This is a genomic window from Chryseobacterium sp. R2A-55 (assembly GCF_021401085.1).
Taxonomy (GTDB): domain Bacteria; phylum Bacteroidota; class Bacteroidia; order Flavobacteriales; family Weeksellaceae; genus Kaistella.
Map to the genome: position 1 here is coordinate 378,393 of NZ_JACBFP010000002.1, position 21,363 is coordinate 399,755.

23 protein-coding genes and 3 tRNA genes are annotated in these 21,363 nt (G+C 39.7%); 12 read left to right on the forward strand and 14 right to left on the reverse strand.

Features of this window, described 5'->3' with window-relative positions; all coding sequences use genetic code 11:
* Nucleotides 1-444 (reverse strand): transcriptional regulator, encoded by a 444-nt coding sequence (locus tag L0951_RS04565; RefSeq protein ID WP_234109816.1) that lies wholly within the window; start codon nucleotides 442-444, stop codon nucleotides 1-3.
* A gap of 349 nt (nucleotides 445-793) precedes the next feature.
* On the opposite strand from L0951_RS04565, the gene L0951_RS04570 reads away from it, so the two are divergent.
* The gene (locus L0951_RS04570; RefSeq protein ID WP_234109818.1) at nucleotides 794-1,117 is read left to right on the forward strand and encodes a translation initiation factor; all 324 of its coding nucleotides are present in this window, start codon (nucleotides 794-796) and stop codon (nucleotides 1,115-1,117) included.
* A gap of 146 nt (nucleotides 1,118-1,263) precedes the next feature.
* A complete protein-coding gene (locus tag L0951_RS04575; RefSeq protein WP_234109820.1) occupies nucleotides 1,264-2,118 on the forward strand; it encodes a nucleoside phosphorylase in 855 nt (284 codons plus the stop codon).
* A gap of 85 nt (nucleotides 2,119-2,203) precedes the next feature.
* Here L0951_RS04575 and L0951_RS04580 read toward each other — a convergent pair whose 3' ends face one another.
* Entirely contained in the window at nucleotides 2,204-2,758 is a 555-nt protein-coding gene (locus L0951_RS04580; RefSeq protein WP_234109822.1) for a DNA-3-methyladenine glycosylase I, read from the reverse strand.
* Nucleotides 2,759-2,955: 197 nt separating this feature from the next.
* Here L0951_RS04580 and L0951_RS04585 point away from each other — a divergent pair, with 197 nt between their 5' ends.
* A complete protein-coding gene (locus L0951_RS04585; RefSeq protein WP_234109823.1) occupies nucleotides 2,956-3,255 on the forward strand; it encodes a hypothetical protein in 300 nt (99 codons plus the stop codon).
* Nucleotides 3,256-3,351: 96 nt separating this feature from the next.
* Nucleotides 3,352-4,161: an enoyl-ACP reductase gene (locus L0951_RS04590; RefSeq protein WP_234109825.1), complete on the forward strand. Its 810-nt coding sequence runs from the start codon at nucleotides 3,352-3,354 to the stop codon at nucleotides 4,159-4,161.
* Nucleotides 4,162-4,218: 57 nt separating this feature from the next.
* Here L0951_RS04590 and L0951_RS04595 read toward each other — a convergent pair whose 3' ends face one another.
* From L0951_RS04595 to L0951_RS04635, 9 genes are all read right to left on the reverse strand, one after another.
* The gene (locus tag L0951_RS04595) at nucleotides 4,219-4,776 is read right to left on the reverse strand and encodes a DUF6973 domain-containing protein (protein ID WP_234109827.1); all 558 of its coding nucleotides are present in this window, start codon (nucleotides 4,774-4,776) and stop codon (nucleotides 4,219-4,221) included.
* Nucleotides 4,777-5,029: 253 nt separating this feature from the next.
* The gene (gene accD, locus L0951_RS04600) at nucleotides 5,030-5,881 is read right to left on the reverse strand and encodes an acetyl-CoA carboxylase, carboxyltransferase subunit beta (protein ID WP_234109829.1); all 852 of its coding nucleotides are present in this window, start codon (nucleotides 5,879-5,881) and stop codon (nucleotides 5,030-5,032) included.
* 177 nt (nucleotides 5,882-6,058) lie between these two features.
* Entirely contained in the window at nucleotides 6,059-7,126 is a 1,068-nt protein-coding gene (gene fbaA, locus L0951_RS04605; RefSeq protein ID WP_234109830.1) for a class II fructose-bisphosphate aldolase, read from the reverse strand.
* Between the two features lie 68 nt (nucleotides 7,127-7,194).
* Complete coding sequence (locus tag L0951_RS04610) at nucleotides 7,195-8,022, reverse strand: thioredoxin family protein (RefSeq protein ID WP_234109832.1); 828 nt, start codon at nucleotides 8,020-8,022, stop codon at nucleotides 7,195-7,197.
* A 17-nt stretch (nucleotides 8,023-8,039) separates the two neighbouring features.
* A complete protein-coding gene (locus L0951_RS04615) occupies nucleotides 8,040-8,906 on the reverse strand; it encodes an NAD kinase (RefSeq protein ID WP_234109834.1) in 867 nt (288 codons plus the stop codon).
* Between the two features lie 3 nt (nucleotides 8,907-8,909).
* Nucleotides 8,910-9,563 (reverse strand): CBS domain-containing protein, encoded by a 654-nt coding sequence (locus L0951_RS04620; protein WP_234109836.1) that lies wholly within the window; start codon nucleotides 9,561-9,563, stop codon nucleotides 8,910-8,912.
* Nucleotides 9,564-9,700: 137 nt separating this feature from the next.
* Nucleotides 9,701-10,618: a DMT family transporter gene (locus L0951_RS04625; RefSeq protein WP_234109837.1), complete on the reverse strand. Its 918-nt coding sequence runs from the start codon at nucleotides 10,616-10,618 to the stop codon at nucleotides 9,701-9,703.
* A complete protein-coding gene (gene aat / locus L0951_RS04630; RefSeq protein WP_234109839.1) occupies nucleotides 10,615-11,259 on the reverse strand; it encodes a leucyl/phenylalanyl-tRNA--protein transferase in 645 nt (214 codons plus the stop codon). The genes L0951_RS04625 and aat overlap by 4 nt, the downstream gene beginning before the upstream one ends.
* A 56-nt stretch (nucleotides 11,260-11,315) precedes the next feature.
* Nucleotides 11,316-11,711: a DUF3127 domain-containing protein gene (locus L0951_RS04635; protein WP_234109841.1), complete on the reverse strand. Its 396-nt coding sequence runs from the start codon at nucleotides 11,709-11,711 to the stop codon at nucleotides 11,316-11,318.
* A 309-nt stretch (nucleotides 11,712-12,020) separates the two neighbouring features.
* Here L0951_RS04635 and L0951_RS04640 point away from each other — a divergent pair.
* The 3 genes from L0951_RS04640 to L0951_RS04650 all read left to right on the forward strand — a co-directional run bounded on the left by L0951_RS04640 (nucleotide 12,021) and on the right by L0951_RS04650 (nucleotide 12,309).
* Nucleotides 12,021-12,102: transfer RNA gene (locus tag L0951_RS04640), tRNA-Leu, on the forward strand.
* A gap of 37 nt (nucleotides 12,103-12,139) precedes the next feature.
* A tRNA-Gly gene (locus L0951_RS04645) sits at nucleotides 12,140-12,212 on the forward strand.
* A gap of 13 nt (nucleotides 12,213-12,225) precedes the next feature.
* A tRNA-Leu gene (locus L0951_RS04650) sits at nucleotides 12,226-12,309 on the forward strand.
* Nucleotides 12,310-12,377: 68 nt separating this feature from the next.
* Here L0951_RS04650 and L0951_RS04655 read toward each other — a convergent pair.
* Entirely contained in the window at nucleotides 12,378-13,391 is a 1,014-nt protein-coding gene (locus L0951_RS04655) for a quinone-dependent dihydroorotate dehydrogenase (protein WP_234109843.1), read from the reverse strand.
* Between the two features lie 138 nt (nucleotides 13,392-13,529).
* Between L0951_RS04655 and L0951_RS04660 the strand changes: the two genes are divergently transcribed.
* The 3 genes from L0951_RS04660 (at nucleotide 13,530) to L0951_RS04670 (ending at nucleotide 16,633) form a co-directional block, all read left to right on the forward strand.
* Complete coding sequence (locus L0951_RS04660) at nucleotides 13,530-14,438, forward strand: hypothetical protein (protein ID WP_234109845.1); 909 nt, start codon at nucleotides 13,530-13,532, stop codon at nucleotides 14,436-14,438.
* Between the two features lie 56 nt (nucleotides 14,439-14,494).
* Nucleotides 14,495-14,989, forward strand: coding sequence for a hypothetical protein (locus tag L0951_RS04665; protein ID WP_234109847.1), 495 nt, complete (start codon nucleotides 14,495-14,497; stop codon nucleotides 14,987-14,989).
* Nucleotides 14,990-15,091: 102 nt separating this feature from the next.
* Nucleotides 15,092-16,633 carry a glycine--tRNA ligase gene (locus tag L0951_RS04670; RefSeq protein ID WP_234109848.1) on the forward strand — a complete coding sequence of 514 codons (1,542 nt, stop codon included), beginning with the start codon at nucleotides 15,092-15,094 and terminating at the stop codon, nucleotides 16,631-16,633.
* A 75-nt stretch (nucleotides 16,634-16,708) separates the two neighbouring features.
* On the opposite strand, the gene L0951_RS04675 is transcribed toward L0951_RS04670, so the two are convergent.
* Nucleotides 16,709-17,203, reverse strand: coding sequence for a hypothetical protein (locus tag L0951_RS04675; protein WP_234109850.1), 495 nt, complete (start codon nucleotides 17,201-17,203; stop codon nucleotides 16,709-16,711).
* Between the two features lie 5 nt (nucleotides 17,204-17,208).
* Nucleotides 17,209-19,875, reverse strand: coding sequence for a TonB-dependent receptor domain-containing protein (locus L0951_RS04680; RefSeq protein WP_234109852.1), 2,667 nt, complete (start codon nucleotides 19,873-19,875; stop codon nucleotides 17,209-17,211).
* A gap of 97 nt (nucleotides 19,876-19,972) precedes the next feature.
* Between L0951_RS04680 and L0951_RS04685 the strand changes: the two genes are divergently transcribed.
* A complete protein-coding gene (locus L0951_RS04685) occupies nucleotides 19,973-20,299 on the forward strand; it encodes a hypothetical protein (protein ID WP_234109853.1) in 327 nt (108 codons plus the stop codon).
* 163 nt (nucleotides 20,300-20,462) lie between these two features.
* Nucleotides 20,463-21,248 (forward strand): murein L,D-transpeptidase catalytic domain family protein, encoded by a 786-nt coding sequence (locus L0951_RS04690; protein ID WP_234109854.1) that lies wholly within the window; start codon nucleotides 20,463-20,465, stop codon nucleotides 21,246-21,248.
* Nucleotides 21,249-21,363 lie beyond the last annotated feature (115 nt).

The following is a 21,363-nucleotide window of genomic DNA, read 5'->3' on the forward strand; positions in this document are numbered from 1 at the left end:
CTATAATTTCGTGAGGGTTTCCTGAATATTTTCAATATTTTTACGTAAAAGCGATTTGTAAATTTCGAATTTTTCATTGTAATTCTCATCATCTGAGTTTCGAAATCGATGCAGTTTGTCCAAAATTTCTATTTCGTTTGCCATTTTCCGCATGATTTCCTGGAAACGGATCTGAATATACTTGGGGTTAATCACGAAATACCTTTTCCGCGCATCGATTGGAGTGAAATCCATGATGAGATTGGAAGTAAGCAGGTGTTGTAGATTTGAGGAGACCGAACTTTTACTCGCATGAAAAATTTCCACGAACTGGTCAAAACAAATCCCTTTCCTTTCAAAATCAAAAATGAGATAGGCGTAAATCTTTGCAGAAAGTGGCGGAAGATGAAATGCCTCACCATAAAACTTCACTAAATCCTGAAAAATACTATTGTCGATTTTCATTTTTATTCAAATGAGATGCAAAGGTATTGAAATGGTTCGGAACGAAACGAACTTGTTTTTAGGTTTTGGGAAATCTTAACGATTGAAATTATTTATAGAAAATGGAATCTGTTAATTTTGGTTTGCCAATGCGTTGAAACCTTATGGATTAATCATTTTTACCCAAATCTGCTGTTAACAAATTTTTATACCGCACAGGACATGAATTCTCTAAAGTTTCTAAATATTTCATAGATTCCAATCATATTTTTAGTACAATCGTCTTAAATTGAGTAAAATCACATTTTTATACGAGCAGAAATTTTCAATTTAGCGTTCGTTAGAACCATTATTTCCTTAATTTTGCTTCATGGATTTAAGAGATCAACTCCAAAACCTTTTTCCAGAACACGAAGAGCAGGACTTTGAAATGCCGGAGGAGAAATTCGTGCAAAAGGAGCCGCTTGTCTGCAAATTTGAGAAGAAAGGACGGAACGGAAAACCCGTGACACTGATCGAAGGTTTCGAGGGAAGTGATGAGGAATTGAAAAAAATTTCAAAAAAAATCAAGACCACACTCGGAATTGGTGGTTCTGAAAAAGACGGAATTATAGTGATCCAAGGCGATAATCGGGACAAAATCATGAAAATCCTACAGGAAATGGGATATAAGACGAAAAGGGTGGGAGGATGAAGAAATAATTTGAATTCGCTTCGCAGAAGATTTCTTTGAGTGCATATTTGTGCGACTTGAAAATTGCAACATGAAAATCGAAACCATTGAATTGGCTTAACTCCAATCCTTCAAACCTCAAACTTTAAACTTTAAACAATTTTTTTATGCTCAATAAACTCGCGGCTTCCGAACTGGTTCTGAATGAAGACGGAAGCGTTTATCACCTCAATTTATTGCCGGAAGATATTGCCGGAAAAATCATTTTAGTGGGCGACCCTGATCGTGTTCCGAAGGTTTCGAAATATTTTGACACCATTGAAATCAAGAAAAATAAAAGGGAATTCTACACCCACACCGGAACTCTCCGTGGCGAGAGAATTACCGTAATGTCCAGCGGAATCGGGACTGAAAATATCGATATTGTGATGAACGAACTCGATGCTTTGGTGAATATTGACCTGAAAAACAAGGAGTTCAAAACCGAACATACTGCGCTCCAACTTTTCCGTTTGGGAACCTGCGGAAGTGTGAATCCCGATGTGGAAGTGGACAATATGCTCGTTACCCAAAATGTGGTGGGATTAGATGGCCTGCTTCATTTCTATTCCGATTATCAGTTTGAAAATGAGTTTTCCAAAAACTTTTTGGAGAAATTCCCATATGAAAACATCAAACCGATGCTGTATTTTTCAGATTGGGCGGAAGATATTTCGGATTATTATAAAGACGCAAAATACCACGGAAATACCGCTACTTTTCCTGGATTTTATGCGCCGCAAGGAAGACAACTCCGCTTGAAAGCTATCGATGACCAGTTTTTGGAAACATTGAACGATTTGGGGGTCACGAATTTCGAGATGGAAACCTCAGCAATTTACGGACTTTCTAAATTATTGGGACACCAAGCATTGACGGTGAATTGCGTGATTGCCAACCGAAGACGCGGCGAATTTTCAGCCGACCACCACGCTTCAGAGAAAAATATGATTGAGTGGGTTTTGGAGCGGATTATTCCTTAATGTAATAAGCTCTTAACTTACCGATGTAATCAGATCAAGAGATTTTTTCTTTTGACGGATGCATTGGTAATTTTTTTCTTGGTAATTATTTACAATGACAATCCACCAAATGGTCGCAAACCATTCCGGTTGCCTGCATGTGCGCGTAAACCACTGTAGAGCCGAGAAATTTGAAGCCTCGTTTTTTCAAATCCTTTGCTAATGCGTCTGAGATTTCTGTGGTGGCCGGAACTTCTTTCAAGGTTTTTGGATGGTTGACAATCGGTTTGCCGCCTACAAAATCCCAGATGTACTTGCTGAACGTTCCAAATTCTTTTTGCACTTCCATGTATTTTTGGGCATTGTTGATGGTGGCTAAAATCTTCAACCGATTTCTGATGATTCCTGCATCATTTATCAACTCTTCGATTTTTTCTTCTTGATATTTTCCGATTTTTCTATAGTTGAAATTCTCAAAGGCTTTCTTGAAATTTTCTCTTTTTTTTAAAATGGTGTGCCAGGAAAGTCCCGCCTGAAAACTTTCTAAAACCAGGAACTCGAAAATCTTATCGTCGTCGTAAACAGCTTTTCCCCATTCTTCATCATGGTATTTTCGGTAGAGGTCGTCTTTTTCGCACCAAGCGCAGCGGATGATTTCCATTGTTTTGTAAATTTTAGGTAAAAGTAAATGATTTTAAAGGAAAAATGGAGTATTGGATATTTTTCTATGGTATTATGAAATATTTAAATAAAATTTAACATAATATTAAAATGTCAACGGAACAGTTATTGGATCTCGTTATTTATCTAATTAGATTTTTTTCGATTAACCAAATTATTAATTTCAAAGATATTATTATGGACACACAAGATTATAACAAGGCAGAAAATGCCGTAGAAAAAGCACGATGGACCATCAACGAATATGCTGAAAAAGCAAAGGCATATATCCGTGAAAAGCGTGATAATAACGAAGAGCCAACTCGCGAAGGCTGGATAGAACGTGCAAAAAATAACGCAGCCGATGCCTGGGAAAATACCCAAGACGCCATTTCTGACGCATGGGATAAAGCCAAAGATTATGCCGACGGTGCCTGGGAAAAAACCAAAGACGCCGCAGAAGATGTCAAATCCGAATTTAGGAAATCAACTAACTAATCATACTTCAATGAACGAGAGGAGGTCAAAGCAATTTGACTTCCTTTTTTTATGCCTAAAACAATATATTTCTTACTTTTGTTGAAAATAAATATTATGTCATACGGATTACTAAAAGGGAAAAAGGGAATTATTTTTGGTGCGCTGAACGAACATTCAATCGCATGGAAAGTTGCTGAAAGATGCCATGAAGAAGGTGCAGAATTCATCCTGTCGAACGCGCCAATCGCAATGAGAATGGGCGAACTGAACGCCCTTGCTGAAAAAACCGGTTCTGAAGTAATCGGTGCAGATGCAACCTCGATTGAAGATTTGGAAAAACTTTTTGACGCAGCAATCGCTAAATTTGGCAAACTTGACTTCATTTTGCACTCCATCGGAATGTCGGTGAATGTGCGAAAAGGGAAACACTATACCGAAATGAATTACGACTGGCTCGAAAAAGGTTGGGATGTTTCCTCGGTTTCCTTCCACAAAGTGATGCGAGTTGCCTGGGAAAAAAACTGCATGAACGAATGGGGTTCAATCCTGGCTCTGACTTATATTGCTGCTCAAAGAACATTCCCGGATTACAACGATATGGCGGACAACAAATCCTATTTGGAAAGCATCGCAAGAACTTTCGGCTATTATTGGGGGGAAAGAAAAGTGCGTGTGAACACGATTTCTCAATCGCCTACGATGACGACTGCAGGAAGCGGGGTGAAAGGTTTTACTGGATTCATGGGATATGCGGAAGATATGTCACCACTCGGAAATGCTGATGCGATGGATTGTGCGAATTATTGCATCGCGATGTTCTCTGACCTGACCAAGAAAGTGACCATGCAAAACCTTTATAACGACGGTGGTTTCAGCAATACCGGAGTTTCTCAAAAGGTAGTCAATCTTTACGAAAAAAAATGATTCAGAAAATTCAAGAAAACATATTAAGAATTCCGCTCAGCAATTGGCGGAATTTTTTTATGAATTTTCAGAAACTAAGCTTTTGGGAATTTCTTCCCAATTTTCTTTTCCCCTCAGATAGATCAGTTCGTTTCCGTAATCTTCGTCCAAATTTTCTAGAATCCGGGCAGTTTTGGCTTTATATAAAAGTTGCTCGATAAAGAAGCTGGTTTCAAAAAACTGGCGGTGGATTCCCTGCAGCATTTCCATGAAAAGGTCCATTCCGACTTTGTTGTTGTGCAGGTCCATTTCTTTTTCAAGCGGTTCGTTGGGGAACAATTCCTCGTGCAGATTGGTCATTCTCTTGCAGAATTGCAAAGCCTTTTTCGGCGATGAGATTTTGCAGCAATACATCAGAATCAGACAGGTCCAAAGCGCATGCCGAAAAGCGTTTCCAATTCCGTTGTTGGAATTGGTCTTTGGGAAATACATTTGAGCCAGTGTGAAACTCTTGATGGTGGCAAAAAAACTCAGGATGGTGAAAAGAGGATGTGGCACCGTCAATTTTAGAAGTTTGACGATTTTTGCTAAACTCAGTGTTTTTAAGGTATTTATAAAAATTCTTGCAGTCCTCATAAAAGAAATCCCACCCAATGAGGTGAGATTTTTATTGGTTTGTTACAGATTAAAAACAGGGTTTTTCAATTTTTTTCTTTTAATCTTTAAGGGATGTAAAAAGTTAAGAAATCCATGCAGCATGTTGTACAGAAATTCTAAAGAATTTATTTACTGTTAAATCAAAAGCGCTTCAATTTTTTTGGCTGCGAAAACCATGATGATTCAACAATTAATTCACCCTTAAGTGTTTGATTTCCTTACTGTTGAAAAATTAAGCGTTTGTCAAAAGATTCACGGTTTGTGAAACTTTCTGTTTGATTTCTGTTCTTTTCACGATGAAATCCACAAATCCTTTTTCCTGCAAAAACTCTGATGTTTGGAAACCTTCCGGCAAATCTTTTCCGATGGTTTCGCGGATGACTCTTGGTCCGGCAAATCCAATCAAAGCTCCTGGTTCCGCCATAATGATATCTGCGGTCATCGCAAATGATGCGGTAATTCCTCCAAAAGTAGGGTCGCACAAATAGGCGATATACAAAAGTCCGGCTTCGGAAAGTTGTGCCAGTTTGGACTGTACTTTTGCGAGCTGCATCAATGAATAGGTGGCTTCCTGCATTCTGGCTCCTCCGGATTGGCAAATAATCATGTAGGGAAGTTTCTTTTCGATGCAATAATCAACTGCTCTGCGGATTTTTTCGCCCATCACCGAGCCGAGTGATCCACCGATGAAAGCGAAATCCATACAGGAAATCACCATTTTGGTTCCGTTTACGGTGCCCACTGCATTTCTTATGGAATCGGTAAGTTTGGTTTTTGATTTCACTTCCTTCAAACGGTCAGAATAAGCTTTCGTGTCTTTAAAATTCAGCATATCCACACTTTCCACATTCGCGTCGAGTTCCGTGTATTTGTTGTCATCGAACAGGATGGAGAAAAACTCGTTGGATCCGATTCTCACATGGAATCCGTCTTCTGGTGAAACATAGTTGTTTGCTTTCAGTTCTTCGTGTTCGATGATTTTCCCAGTCGGTGTTTGATGCCAAAGTCCTTTCGGGACATCCTTTTTGTCTTCCGTGGAAGTGGTGATGTTTTGCGTTTTTCTTTTAAACCAGTCGAATGCCATTGTAAAATTTGTTTAAGGTTGCAGACCTGTCCTCTGACAGGTAGATTTCAAGTTCCAAATGTTGATCATTAAAAAAAATAGAATTGAAATATTTGAAATTTTGAACATTTCGGGGTCAAAGTTAAAAAAAGAAATCTTCTCCGAGAAGAAAATTTCTTTTTAAATACTTCAGTTTTCTTAAAGCGTATTGACGTTGTTAAGGTCTTCGAAAGCTTGGACCAGACGTTTTCCGAATGTTTCTTCGCCTTTTCTCACCCAAACTCTCGGGTCATAGAATTTCTTATTGGGCTTGTCTTCACCATCCGGATTACCGATTTGGGATTTCAAATATTCCAATTTTCCGATCATATAATCCCTGATTCCTTCTGTATAGGCGAATTGCAAATCTGTATCGATATTCATTTTAATGACGCCATAACCAATTGCTTCACGAATTTCCTCCAGTGAAGAACCGGAACCGCCGTGGAATACGAAATTCACAGGTTCTGCTCCTGTTCCAAATTTTTCCTGAACGAATTTCTGGGAATTGTCCAAAATTTTAGGAGTCAGTTTCACGTTTCCCGGTTTATAAACGCCGTGCACGTTTCCGAATGCCGCTGCAATGGTGAAGTTTTGCGAAATCGCTTTCAGTCTTTCATAAGCGTAAGCCACTTCAGCCGGTTGGGTATATAATTTAGAGGAATCTACTCCGGAATTGTCCACTCCGTCTTCTTCGCCACCAGTTACTCCCAATTCAATTTCCAAAGTCATTCCCATTTTCGCCATTCTTTCGAAATATTTGCATGAGATATCCAGGTTTTCTTCAATTGGCTCTTCAGATAAATCCAGCATGTGAGATGAATATAGGGATTTTCCGGTTCTTGCGAAAAATTCTTCGTTGGCATCCATCAATCCGTCAATCCATGGCAATAATTTTTTTGCGCAGTGGTCAGTATGTAAAATCACGGTTGCTCCATATGCTTCCGCCAATGTATGAATGTGGTGTGCACCTGCGATTCCGCCTAAGATTGCGGACTTTTGACCATCGCTGCTCATTCCTTTTCCAGCATTGAATGCTGCTCCGCCATTTGAAAACTGGATGATCACCGGTGCATTGAGTTTTGCTGCCGTTTCCATGGTGGCATTCATATTACTTGAACCAATCACATTGACTGCCGGAAGTGCAAATTTATTTTCCTTCGCATATTGAAAAATGTCTGTAACCATTTGTCCTGTGGCAACACCTGCCGGAAACTTTCTGCTCATAATTTAATTTTTTTAAAAGATTTGATTTTTACTTTTTTAGAAACGTAAAGATAAGCAAACTAAAGGAATTATTTGGAGTATTTAGCCTTTAGTTTTTGGGCGTTTCTGATCCAATCCTCTTGCCCGGTTCTTTCAATTTCGGTGAGCCATTTTTCAGCATCTGCGCTGTTTTCAGTGGAGTAAGAAGCATGTAGAAGGACATAGAGCGCAAAGAGCTTATTGTCATCGGAAATTTTGGTGAGGTCTATGTTTTTCAGCGCCCGTTTTGGATTGTCGGTAAGTACACTGTTAAAAGCTTTTGCAAGACCCGCTTTTTCTTTGAAGTCCTCATTTTCGGTTTTCTTAATGCATTTGCTGAAATAAATGTCACTTAATTTGGCAAATGCGTTCTTTGCTCTGAAATTCGTAGACTTTTGAACCAAACCTTGATAAGCGCTGCCCAGTTCGATCAGTTCTGCATCAGATGGGTTTTTAAGTTTTTGAAGTTCGAGGGTTTCATAAAGCAAAGAGACGTCGGGAGGAAAGCCGCCAAATTCCAAATCAGACATCTTTGCATTCAAAAAACCTAAAGACTGGTGGATGACATTTCCTTGGTAATCAATGATTTTTACATTTGGAATAGACTTTACGTCATAGTAGGACCTCAGGAATTTTTCGGAATCAAAATCAATCGAAACTGCGATGAAGCTGTCCAAAGATTCTTTATACTTTGGGTTGTTCCAGTATTCGCGTTCCATCTCCTTGCATGGTTTACACCAATTGGCGGTAAAGTCCAGGATGATTAATTTATTGGCAGTCTTTGCCAGTCTTTTTGCCTGGTCCAGATCATTGATCCACATTTGGGGAAAACAAAATGAACCTATAAACAGGAAAATAAAGAGAAGTTTAAATTTCATCGCGGCTACACATTAATTTAATTTCGCTTATCATTCCCCCAAAGCAGTTTTTGGCGAATGGTTTCGTAGAAGCTCAAATTATTTGGATGAATCAAAGAAATCTCGAATGGAGCCTTTCTGATATGGACTTCCACGCCGGTTTCCAGATGGAACAACCGCGAATCGAGCGATATGGAATATTCCGGAACCCGGCTTTTTATCCTTAATCTGATCTCCACGTCATCATTAACAATTAGCGGACGAACATTTAAATTATGTGGAGCAATCGGCGTGATCACGAAATTGTTATTATTGGGCTCGATAATCGGACCGCCGCAGCTCAACGAATAAGCTGTGGAACCGGTAGGTGTAGAAATTATCAGACCATCGCCCCAGAAGATATTCAGGAACTCGTCATTAATATAGGAGTCCACGGTGATCATGGCGGTGGTTTCTTTTCGGGAAATCGAAACATCGTTTAAGGCATACGGGAAAAACATTCCTTCTCTTGGTGAAACCACCTCAATTACGGAGCGTTTGCTGATTTTCACATCTCCTTTTATAATGTCGTCTAATTCCAAAAAGATTTCTTCCTTGGTAAAACTTGCCAAAAATCCCAGCCGACCTGTATTTACTCCTACTACCGGAATCCCCGAATCCTGAACGAAGAGCAGGGAGTTCACGATGGTCCCATCGCCACCGAAAGTGAAAAAAAGATCTACCCCTTTTTTCAGCAAATCAGATTTATTGGTAAAAGTTTCGAATATATTTGAAAATTGCAGCGCATTCGCCATTTCTTCGTAAAGAATGGACTTTACTCCGCGTTTCTCCAGTTCGGAAACGAATTTGCTCAGATAAAGAAAGGTATCCAGATCGTTTTTTTGAGTGTAGATGGCTGCGTTCATTACTTAAAATTCAAGATATTTTTGAAAGAATCCGAAACGGTCTTTTAATAGTTCTTCTTTTTCGTCATTGTAATATTTGTGAACTACGCTGTAGCCGTACCTTTCAAAGGTTTCATCAATTGAGGTCAAATTGTCGCAGCTGATTTTTATCGTTATCCTCACTTCGTCTTCCACCATCGCACTTATATAGCATCCATAAATTTTCGAATTGTTGGACTCCACGATTTTGCAGATTTCGGTCATGGAATAATTTTTTTCGTGAACCTGCACAATGAGCATGGCGCCCATTTCCGAAACCAAAGGATATTTTGACAGTTCGCTGAAAACATCATCGGTAGAGATATATCCCAGATATTTTTCTTCCTTGTTGATCACGGGAACCACATTGGCGTTGAAGGTGTGGAAAAGTTTAATGGTATCAAAAAAGTGGCTGTCTTCCAATATGGCGAACTTTTCAAAATGAATCGCGAGTGAAGACAGGTTTCCTTCCGGGCTTTCCTCTAGAAAAGACTGACTCAGTGCACCTTGAAACACCCCTTTCTTTTTCACAAAAACGTGTGAGTAGCCAAATTCTTTTGCGGTTTCGCTGGCTTCTTCTATCGAATCACTTACATTAAATGCGGGGTAGTCTTTGGAAATATAATCTTTGATAAACATCAGTCAAATTTAGCAAAATTCTGATAGAGAAAGGTGTTTTTAATTTTTTTTTAGAGTTTGTTAAAAAAAATTTGGTTGGTATGGAATCAATTACATATCTTTGTCGCCTTTCATTTTTACTTTTTATTAGATTTATTTCAAACTGCGCTGTCTTCGGGCAATGCAGTTTTTTGTTTTTTGTGGGTCGGTCTGGACCTTAGGAAAATCAAACCGCCCATAATAACTACGCCGCCGAAAATTTGCATGAAGGTGAGCTTTTCTCCGTCAATAATTCCCCAGATTACCGCCACAATCGGCATCAGCAAAGTAACAGTGGATGCAAACAAAGCCGTGGAGATCCGCAATATTCTGTAATTCAGCATCATCGCCAAACCGGTTCCGAAAATGGCGAGCAATGAAACAAATCCAATTCCGATGAAATTTCCTTTCGTGAAGTGGAAATCATGAAAGAATCCTGAAACAGCAAGTGAAATTAAAGATGGCAGAAAAAGTACAAATCCAAAAACAAATGCGGAAAGTGCTATCGGTTCCACGTGATTTAGTTTTTTTTTCACGGTCAAAGCGTTGATCGCATACATCAAAGTGGCCAACAATAATAATACAATCGGAATGAGTTTGAGTTCGCCTGCTTCATGGCTTCCGAGAGTTAGAATGCAAACGCCGGCGAAACTGATTGCTACACCGATTTTTTGAAACTTCGTGGAAACTTCCTTCCACAGAAACGGACCGATTAAGATGACAAATATCGGCACCATGGAATTGATGATTCCCGCCACGCTGCTGCTAATTTTGGTTTCCGCGATGGGAAAAAGATACATCGGGAAGAAATTTCCGCACGCCGCTGCGAGCAAAAGCCATTTCAGATTTTTTTTCGGAAACTTCTTCATGTTTAAAAATGCGACCGGCATCAATAATAATCCGGCAATCATGATTCGCAAACTCCCTACTTCAAAGGGATTGTAATAATCCAGAGATTTTTTGATGAGAATGAATGATGAACCCCAAATGATGGTCAAAATTATCAGTAGTATCCATTTTTCTCTTTCGTGGTTCATTGATTTTCTTTTAAAATTTTTAAATATTCAAGTTTTGGAATCATGGTTGCGCCAAGTGATTCCAGATGTTCGGAGTGGATTTGGCAATCGATCAGTTTGAAGTGTTCTGCATTTTTTTGAACAAAATCCAGGAATCCGGCTTTCGAGGCGTTGCTCACTTTGGAAAACATGCTTTCGCCACAGAAAACCTTCCCGATTTGAACGCCATAAAAACCCCCGACCAATTCTTCATGTTGCCAAACCTCTACACTTTTCGCAAAACCTTGCTGATGAAGGATTTCGAAAGAATCGATGAGCTGTTTTGAAATCCATGTTCCATCTTGGTCTTTTCTAAAGGTGTTCTTACATTCCTCCATCACTTTTCGAAAACACTGATTTTCGGTAAAGGTGAAAACTTTGTCACGAAGGATTTTCTTCATCGATTTGGAAACCTTTAGATCCTTTGGAAACAAGACAAATCTCGGATCAGGGCACCACCAAAGGATTTCTTCGCCCTCATTAAACCAGGGGAAGAGACCAAGTTGATAAGCAAAAAGCAATCGCTCCGGAGATAAATCGCCACCAATTGCCATCAAACCGGAGTCCGAAATCAAAAGTTCCGGATCGGGGAATGAAATTTCATTGGAAGGAAGCCTAACCATTTTTGAAAAAGAAATCCCACTATTTCAGCAGGATTTTAGTTTTATATTCAGATGTTTTAGAAAGGTAAATCGTCTTCTTCCTCATTTCCGAAAGGATTACCATCTTTCGCTACTTCACTTGCCGGTTCTGCTCTTTGAACTGAAGCCGCTTCCGTAGGTTCACTGAAGTTACTGGTCGAATCCAATTTCTCTACCCTCCAACCGATAATGGAGTTGAAATATTTCACCTCGCCTTGCGGTGAAGTCCATTCTCTGCCTCTCAGATTGATTCCGATTTTCACTTTATCACCTTCTTTCAGGTTGTTGAGCAGGTCTCCTTTTTCTTGCAGAAACTCTATATTAATTGGCTGTGGATATTGTTCTTCGGTCAAAATCACCATTTCCCTTTTTTGAAATCCGCTCGCAAAAGTTTGGATTTCAGATATTTTCTTCACTGTTCCTTGTAATTCCATAATCAAATTTTATAAGATGTAAAAGTAAGAAATTACAGAGAGAAAATAAAACGGGGAACGAAAAATTCTTAAGGATTCCTATTTAAATTTTCAAATTATTAGTGCCGACGCCCAAAAGCAGTAAATTTAAATTAATGATTATGGGGGATTTTTTTCTATAATATTGGAAAATAGCCTACAAGGGATTTCAGATTTCAGAAACACGGGATGAAATTCAACAGCGGCAATATTTTTCCAAATTTTTCTTTGCCTGAAAGAGAAAAAGTTTTTATATTTGCACTCACCAAAAAAAAAGAACAGCGTTCAGTAGCGGATGTGGTGTAATTGGTAGCCACGCCAGACTTAGGATCTGGTGCCGTGAGGCGTGGGGGTTCGAGTCCCTTCATCCGCACACAAAACTTTGGAGCATCAATTAATGCTCCGAAACTGCGAAAATAGCTCAGCTGGTAGAGCACGACCTTGCCAAGGTCGGGGTCGCGGGTTCGAATCCCGTTTTTCGCTCATTTATCTACCTGCCTTGGTGGTGGAACTGGTAGACACGCAGGACTTAAAATCCTGTGTCCGCAAGGACGTACGGGTTCAAGTCCCGTCCGAGGTACTCAAAACGCTGTTAATCTTTTGATTGATAGCGTTTTTGATTTTCAGAGGTAGAAAAAAGGAACAACTTTACACAGAAAATCTTTCAAGGATCTTCTTATTAATTTCCCGAATCAACTCCGGTCCCTCATAAATAAATCCCGTATAAAGCTGCACTAAACTTGCGCCTGCTTCCAGTTTTTCGATGGCATCTTCTGCCGAATGAATTCCGCCGACTCCGATGATCGGGAAAGCTTTTCCGCTTTTTTCAGATAAAAACCGGATGACTTCGGTGGAGCGTTTTGTTAATGGTTTCCCGGATAAACCGCCAGATTCTGTTTTGTTTTCGGATATTAGGTTTTCTCGGGAAAGGGTGGTATTGGTTGCGATTACGCCGGCGATTTTGGTTTCTTTGACGATTTCGATGATGTCTGATAACTGGTCATCCGATAAATCCGGTGCGATTTTCAAGAGGATCGGTTTTTGTTTTTCTTTTGTTGCATTGAGGTTTTGCAGTTCACCTAAAAGTTTCATTAAAGGCTCCTTGTCCTGAAGTTCTCGCAGATTCGGGGTGTTTGGCGAGGAGACATTCACCACGAAATAGTCCACAAAATTAAAAAGTTTCTCAAAGCAGTGGAGGTAATCGCTGACTGCATTTTCATTTGGCGTCCCTTTATTTTTGCCGATATTTCCACCGATGAGGACGTTCTTGTTTTTCTTTAATCTGTCAATAGCGGCATCAACTCCTTCATTGTTAAACCCCATTCTGTTAATGATTCCCGAATCTTCAATCAGCCTGAAAAGTCGTTTGGGTGGATTCCCTGGTTGCGGTTTCGGAGTGAGAGTACCAATTTCCACAAATCCAAATCCAAGATTTGAAAACTCTTTGAACGCTACTGCATTTTTGTCCAAACCGGCTGCTAAACCCACCGGATTTTTAAATTTTAGCCCGAAAACTTCACGCTCCAACCTTTTGTCCTCAATCGGTTTTGGTAGAAAAACTTTTGCGAGCCAACCAAAATTCTTTAACATAAAGAAAGTGAGGTGATGCGCTTTTTCGGGATCGAGTCTGAATAAAATCGGGCGGATCAGGGATTTGTACATAGGAATTATTGTTCGGTAAAATTACAAAAATCATTGCCTACAATAAAATCTTAAATAAATCCTAAATTCTTCTTAATGAAATGTTAAATATGGCATTGAATTTTCATTGCTATATAGAAATTAACACCAATTATCACAATGAAAAAAATGATCACTTTTTGTTTCCTGATGGGAAGCTTTTTTTTATTAGCCCAATTTAAAGATCCGAAGATCTCGCTGCAAAAAGATTGGCAAACTTCAGCCACTTTCAAAGGAAATATTGCGGGACAACCAATTACCATGTATTTGGAATACCTGGGTCATTCCGGATGGCACGATAAAGTTTTTACTGTAAAAGGATGGTATTATTATGATAAATATAAGCGGAAAATTCCTTTGATGGGATTCTATGACGGTAATTTAATGCTGTACAATTTTGCCAGTGAGCAGGATTTTAAACAAATTTCAGACGAAGAGTTATTTTGTTGGATTTCGCCCTGTCCGGAATTCTCTAATTTTACTGAGTTCCTGCAAATTCGACAAGGATCGGGAAGATCGCAAAATGGAATAATGAAATACCACAATAAGAATTATCGAATTCAAATTTATAAAGATGATTTGGACATCACCTTAAGAAATGAATGGCTCAGTCTGCCCAACGGAAAAAAATATAATCTTCGAACAGTTCTGGATGAATATGGTGGAAACGAGATTATTTCAACATTCGAAGACAAAGAGGAAAACAGGATTCTTTTCTATTTCGAGAGAGACTCCAATTTTAATAAGCAGGGTTTTTGTGGAGCGACCGAACCAGAGACGGGGTATCGATTATTGACTTTTGACAAAAATTGGAAGGTGCGCAAGTTTCAGGTTTACTCTACCAACAGTTGTCTTGCGAGCGTATTCTTCCATAAAGAATACCAAACAAAATATAACTTTATCAAGGCGTTTTATGTGGTTCATGAAAGTACCTTAAATCTACTCGTCGTGAATCTAAAAAATGCAACATTCAGTTCTACGGTGATGAGGTATAATTACGACCCCTATCAGCATATGTGGGTTTGGTAATGAAAATTCATTTTGGCACAAGCACATTTGTATGTATATTCGAAAAAAAATTATTTATGAAAAAACTGTTGTTTTTTAGCTTTTTTCTTTTTTTTCAATCATTATTTTCACAGGTGAGTTTGGAGAAAAACCGACTGGTGAAAGATGGGAAAACCTATAAACTGTCAGAGTATGAAGAGGTTTTCAAAAATCCTGAAGCATTGGGTACCATGAAAAAAGCACGTACAAATGGCACCATCGCAACCGTTTTGGGGGTGATTGGGGGTGCGGGAATCGGGGTAAGTATTCCCATGCTGCTCACCAAAGAGGAAAAAGGTGTAGTTGGTCAAACGCCATCCGGACCTGTTTACGGACAGACAAAAGGTTCTTATGGAATCGGTTATCTCCTTTTGGGTGCGGGATTTGTCGGAGCTGCAATTCCCTTCGCAGTGGCGGCAAAAAAGAATTCCGATAGAGCTGTTCAGATTGAAAACGGAAGATCAACAGGTTTTCAGCCTTATTTCAAATTAGAAAATGTGGGAAACGGAATTGCGCTGAGTTATCATTTTTAAGAAAAAATTCTTTTTCACCCTACCAAAGCAGATTCATTTTCTGCTTTTTTGCATTTTATCCTCACCATTAATTTCCCTATTTTTGCACAAATTCAAAATACGATGGCAAAACAGGAAGATGTTTTCAAAAAGGTGATTTCCCACGCTAAAGAGTACGGTTTTATTTTCCCTAGTTCGGAGATTTATGACGGACTTTCGGCGGTGTATGATTATGGTCAAAATGGAGCGGAACTGAAAAACAACATCAAGCAATATTGGTGGAAGGCGATGGTTCAGCTGAATGAAAATATCGTGGGTATTGATTCTGCGATTTTTATGCATCCCACCATTTGGAAAGCTTCCGGTCACGTAGATGCGTTTAATGATCCTCTTATAGACAACAAGGATTCCAAAAAACGTTTCAGAGCCGATGTTTTGCTGGAAGATTACTGCGCAAAACTGGAAGACAAAGCGCAGAAAGAAATCGAAAAAGCAGAAAAAAGATTCGGTGATTCATTCGATAAAGCTCAGTTTGAATCTACTAATCCAAGAGTCTTGGAATATCGTGAAAAACAATCGGTGATACTGAAAAGACTGGCGCGCTCATTGGAAAACAATGATTTAGCCGATGTGAAAGCACTCATCGAAGAATTGGAAATCGCCGATCCGGATACCGGCTCAAAAAACTGGACCGATGTCCGACAGTTCAATTTAATGTTCGGAACCAAACTTGGTGCGGCTTCGGAAAATGCAACCGACCTTTATCTTCGTCCGGAAACGGCGCAGGGAATTTTCGTAAACTTTCTCAATGTGCAGAAAACTTCCCGCCACAAGCTTCCTTTCGGAATTGCCCAAATCGGAAAAGCATTCAGAAACGAAATCGTTGCAAGACAGTTTATTTTCAGGATGCGGGAATTTGAGCAGATGGAAATGCAATTTTTTGTTCCGCCTGGAACCGAACTCGGTTATTATGAAGAATGGAAGCAAAAACGTTTGAACTGGCATTTGGCTTTAGGTTTAGGAAATGAAAACTACAAATTCCACGATCATGAAAAATTAGCTCATTATGCAAATGCAGCTGCAGATATCGAATTTAAGTTTCCGTTTGGATTTAAGGAATTGGAAGGAATTCACTCCAGAACTGATTTCGATTTATCGGCGCATGAAAAATTTTCAGGCAGAAAACTGCAGTATTTCGATAGTGAAAGAAATGAAAGCTACACGCCTTTCGTGGTGGAAACTTCGGTAGGTTTGGACAGACTGTTCCTGGCGATTTTCTCCAATTGCCTGAAAGAAGAGGTTTTGGAAGACGGCTCAGAAAGAACGGTTCTAGCACTTCCTCCTGCTTTGTCTCCTGTGAAAGCTGCGATTTTGCCTTTGATAAAAAAAGACGGACTTGGCGAATATGGCGAGAAAATCTTCAACGATTTGAAATATGATTTCAACATGATTTACGAAGACAAAGACAGCATCGGAAAACGATACAGAAGACAGGATGCGATTGGAACGCCGTTCTGCATCACGGTGGACCACGATTCTTTGACAGACAACACCGTGACTTTGAGAGACCGCGACACCATGAAACAGGAAAGGGTTCCGGTGGCTGACTTGCGGAGAATTATCGATGAGAAGACGAATTTCAGAAATTTGCTCGTGAAAATTTAGATCAGAAATTCTCTACAATACAAACAAAATGCGGAACCTTCCAGATTCCGCATTTTTATATCCATTAATTTAAAATCAAATCAAAGGTGCTCCAACCTGGATATCGCATCGGTGATGCGGTTCTCCGTGTGGTGGATTCAGTGCCGGTTTGGGTCCCAGATTCTGTGCAGAAGGTGCAGCAACCGGTTGCGGAGCCGATGGAATCGGATTCGTGTTGAAGTTGTTGTTTGCAGCACTTTGCGGCATCATTTGCGGAGCCGGAGTTGGTGCAGGTTGACTGTCAATCGGTGCACCTACAGGAATTTCGCAACGGTGGAAAGGTTCTCCGTGCGGCGGATTAAGCTGTGGCTTTTTCTCGGCATTATTTGCTGCAACGGCTTTGGCTTCTGTGGAAGCATTTCCGGCTTCTTCCGATTGCACAGTTTCCGTTTGGGTAGAGTTTACGGAAGCAGAATCGGCAGTTGCAGATTCCACTTTTGCATGCTCTTTCAAATCGGTTTCGGTCTTATTTTTGTCGCACGACCAGAAAATCGAGGCGGCAACAATCATCAACAAGGGTACTCTTTTCATATTTTCTAAAATTTCAAATCAATTCCAATATAGACATTTGCGGGCATAATCGGTGCGTAAACCATTCCCCCGTCAAAATAGTTTCCGAACGGATTTTTTGCATCCAAAATCGGATTAGTCTGGGTATAACTGGTGAGGTTTTCTCCACCCAAATATACACGAATATTTTTATTGAAATCTTTTGCGATTTGTGCGTTCAAAGTAGCGTAGGAATTTGAATATTCCGGCAGCTGAAATTCAGCCGGATTGCTTTTGGTATTAGGAATTCTTTGCTTTCCGACCAGGTTTAAAGTAGTATCGAAACTCCAGAAACCGCCTTTGTCATTTTTATGGGTAGAATACGAAAAATTAGCAAATCCACGATTTTTTGCCATAAACGGAACTTCTTTTCTACCAGAAAGATAGTCTGCCTGCACATCATAATACTTGTACGCCAAACGCACATCGAAATTTTTTGCAGGGGAGAAATCCCACTGGGTCTGAAAAGAGTTTGCCGCTGATTTTCCGTCCAAATTATAGAACAGCATTTTTTGAGGCGATGCATCCAAATCCGTCAAAACCTGATTTTGGAAATCGGTTCTGAAAAAATCGGCTACAACGGTGGATTTCCTTTGGAACAACTGGAATTCCTGTTGCAGACTTATTCCGTAATTCCAGGCGATTTCAGGTTTTAGGTCATAAATTTTTCCACCATTACCTAAAATTTCAATTTGTCTGTTTGAGGCAAAATACTGTTGATTTTCCGCAAAGATATTCGCAGTTCTGAAACCCCGTCCTGCAGAGAGTCGCAGAATGGTTTTTGGGGTAAAATCATATTTAAAGTTGATTTTCGGAGTAAACTGTGTTCCTGCCAAATTGTGGAAATCAGTTCTGGCTCCTGCAACCAAAGTGTATTTTTCGCCGGTCAAAGTATATTCAAAGAAAATTCCGGGCACGGTTTCGGTTCGCTTATAATTTTGAATCAGATAATTTTCATTAAAATCATCGTACAGAAAACTCGCTCCGGTTTTGTATTTGTGATTGGTATTCCCAAAAATTCCCTCGAAAATCAAATTGGAATAAAAGGTGTTTTGTTTGCCGTCATAATTTCTAAAACCGAAAAAACTATCCTGCTCGTGATGGGTGAATTGGTTCATCCAACCGATGCTTTGGTAAGGTTTCCCTTTAAAGATATATCCGGTTTTATTCCAAAGCTGAATTCTTGAAATATCTATTCCAACGCCATAAAGACTCTGTGCAGATTGCGGTAATTTCTTATCAAATCCCTTTTGTCCTGCAATTCTTTCGTCTTTCAGGAAATTAATCCCAAAATGGGAACCGAAACCACTCTCATTCAAATCATCGAAATTCAACAAATAAGCCGCATTCAGCTGGTTTCCTTTGGGTTGGTCCAAAAATCCGTCATCGTTATAATCTGCTTCGCCAAAAGTTCCGTTTCCGTGGAGCAGAATGCTTTGGTTCCATTTTTCGGAAAGTTTTTGGGTGGAAGTAATGTTGGCTTCAGTCCTCAAATTCAAATCTGCAAAAAGATTGATTGAAGATTCGTTTTCATTTTTATATTTCAGAAATTCGGTGTTGATTTGTCCGGTAATGCTTTCGTAGCCGTTGGTCACCGTGCTTCCTCCTTTGGTCAGTTGGATTCCCGAAATCCATCTTCCCGGAATGAAATTCAGTCCGTATGCAGAAGCGAGTCCGCGGATTTCTGGGAAAAGCTCCTTAGTCAATGCGGTATATTTTTGGTCCAGACCGAGCATTTTCAGCTGTTTGGTTCCGGTAACGGCGTTGCTAAAGGAAACGTCAACTGTGGCGTTGGTTTCAAAGCTTTCGGAAAGATTACAGCATGCAGCTTTCAGCAGTTCTTTTGACCCAATGTTGTAAGTCAAACCTGCTTCCTTTTTGCTTAATGCGGTTGCTTCTTTCAGTTTTACCAATCGGATTTCCTCCAGGGTTTTACCGACATGGTCTGCCTTGGAAGGAGAATCGTTTTTGGGAGTTGGCTCTTCATCACTGTGCGCCAATTCTCCTTTTACGCCGAATGGAAGGTTCCGGTCATACAAACAGCAGCCTGGAAGGTTTTTATAAACATCGTCTGAAGCCTTATACTTTTCGTTATCGTGACCAACATCTGCAATTTTTTTCAGGATTTTTTCTGCAGAAGTTTTTGTGGGATTGAAATCCAAAGTCACTTTCTGGGTTTCCACATCCCAGTTTGCGGAATTTGCACCGGCATCTTTTGCGGCTTTTTCTATTCTTGCTTTGCAGGAACTGCAATTCCCGCGAACGAAAAACTCATGGTCTTTCTTTTGGGGCTGCTCAGTGACATTGGCCTTCAGGAAAGAAGGTGACCTGTCATAATGACAACAGGCGGGAAGGTTTTCATAAACCGATTCTGTAGTGGAGAATCGCTCATTGTCATGTCCCGCTTCGGCGATTTTTTTTAGGATTTCATCTGCGGAAACCTTGTTGGCGTCGAATTCTAAGTCGAGTTTTTGGGTATCTGCGTTCCAACTTGCGGAGGCTGCACCATTTTTTTTGGCGGTGGTTTCAATTCGGTCTTTGCACATTCCACATTCACCTTTGACTAAAAATGTTGATTTGGTGATGGTTTGCGCAGACAAAAAGGTTGAAAATAAGATGGAGAAAGCAAAAAATACTTTCAATAAAGTTTTCATATTTCGAAAATAAATTAATTTAAAAATAGTTGCCAAAAGAACAGACTTCTGGCTGTGATTCAATAAATTAAGCTATTTTCGGCGGTTGCCAAATATTTTGAAAATTGTTGGAAATAAAGCAGACGCTGTATTTGAAATTCAGTTTGGTTTCTACCAAATGAACCGATTGAGACTCCTGGATTTCCGGGGAAACGAAATTAAAAAAAGAAAAAAGGGAGCAGGAATGGCAATTTGCGCAATCGTTTCCACAGTGATTCTGATCGGAATGTTTTTTCGAAGTATTGTTGTGACAAGGTTGTTTTTTTTCAGTCTTGCAGCAGCGGTCTTCCTGTTTTTTCTGTTCGCAGCATTGCTCTGTCTGCTGAGCAAACAGCATTTGTTTTGGAAGGACAAACGCCCCCAAACTCAGCACAATCAGAAATAATTTCAATGCCTTGAACATGATTCTGCAAAGTTAGCGAAATTAATTGTAAAGAAGAAAATCCCGTTAAATTTTCATAAATAACCGTTAAAAATTTTAAATACAATATTCTGAAAACTAAATCTTTGTAGATTTGCGCCGGTCAATTTATTTAACATAATATCGAATGAGGAAAATCCTTTTGTCACTTAGTCTGGTCTTGTTTATTGCAACATCTTTTTACAAAAATGAAATTCATTCCAAAAATATATCTGAAAATCCAACCAAAGTTTCTTCTGTACCCTTAAAGCATCAAGCTGCTGAAAATACCAAAACGAATACGATCTCAGCTGCGGCGGAGATTTACGAATCGATCGATTTCGGATCATCAAATACGCTCCGTGCCGAAGTTTTTGAGACAGCATACCTGGGTTTCAGCAATCTGAAAAAAGCCGGGAAGATTGATGCCGATTCCCATCTTCTAAGCATTGGTGACTTTTCTCTTTCTTCTACTCAAAAACGACTTTGGATCATTGATTTGAATGAGCGGAAAGTTTTGTTTAATTCTTTAGTCGCACACGGAAAAAATACCGGCGAGGAGTTTGCAAAAAGTTTTTCAAACCGTGAAAGTTCCTACCAAAGCAGCCTCGGTTTTTATATTACAGAATCAACCTATACTGGGGGAAATGGATATTCCCTGAAACTTTTGGGAATGGATAACGGGTTTAATGACAACGCTTTCCAGCGTGCGATTGTGATGCATGGCGCAGATTATGTGAGCGAGAAGTTTATCAGATCGCAAAACCGTATCGGCAGAAGCTGGGGTTGTCCCGCCGTTCCGAGAGAATTGGCAGTGCCGATTATCAACACGATTAAAGGGAAAAATTGCCTCTTTATTTATTATCCAGATGATCAATATCTTGCAGAATCCGTCTGGTTAAAAGACGATCAGAATACAGAAGAAGGGATTTAGGTTTTAAATAAATAGGAAAGTTCTTCTATTAATCTTTGCGATTAATGCTCTTGTCTGCTCCTGTTCACATTCCCTTTCCGGAAGTTTCACTAAATTTGCGGCTTGAATCACGATT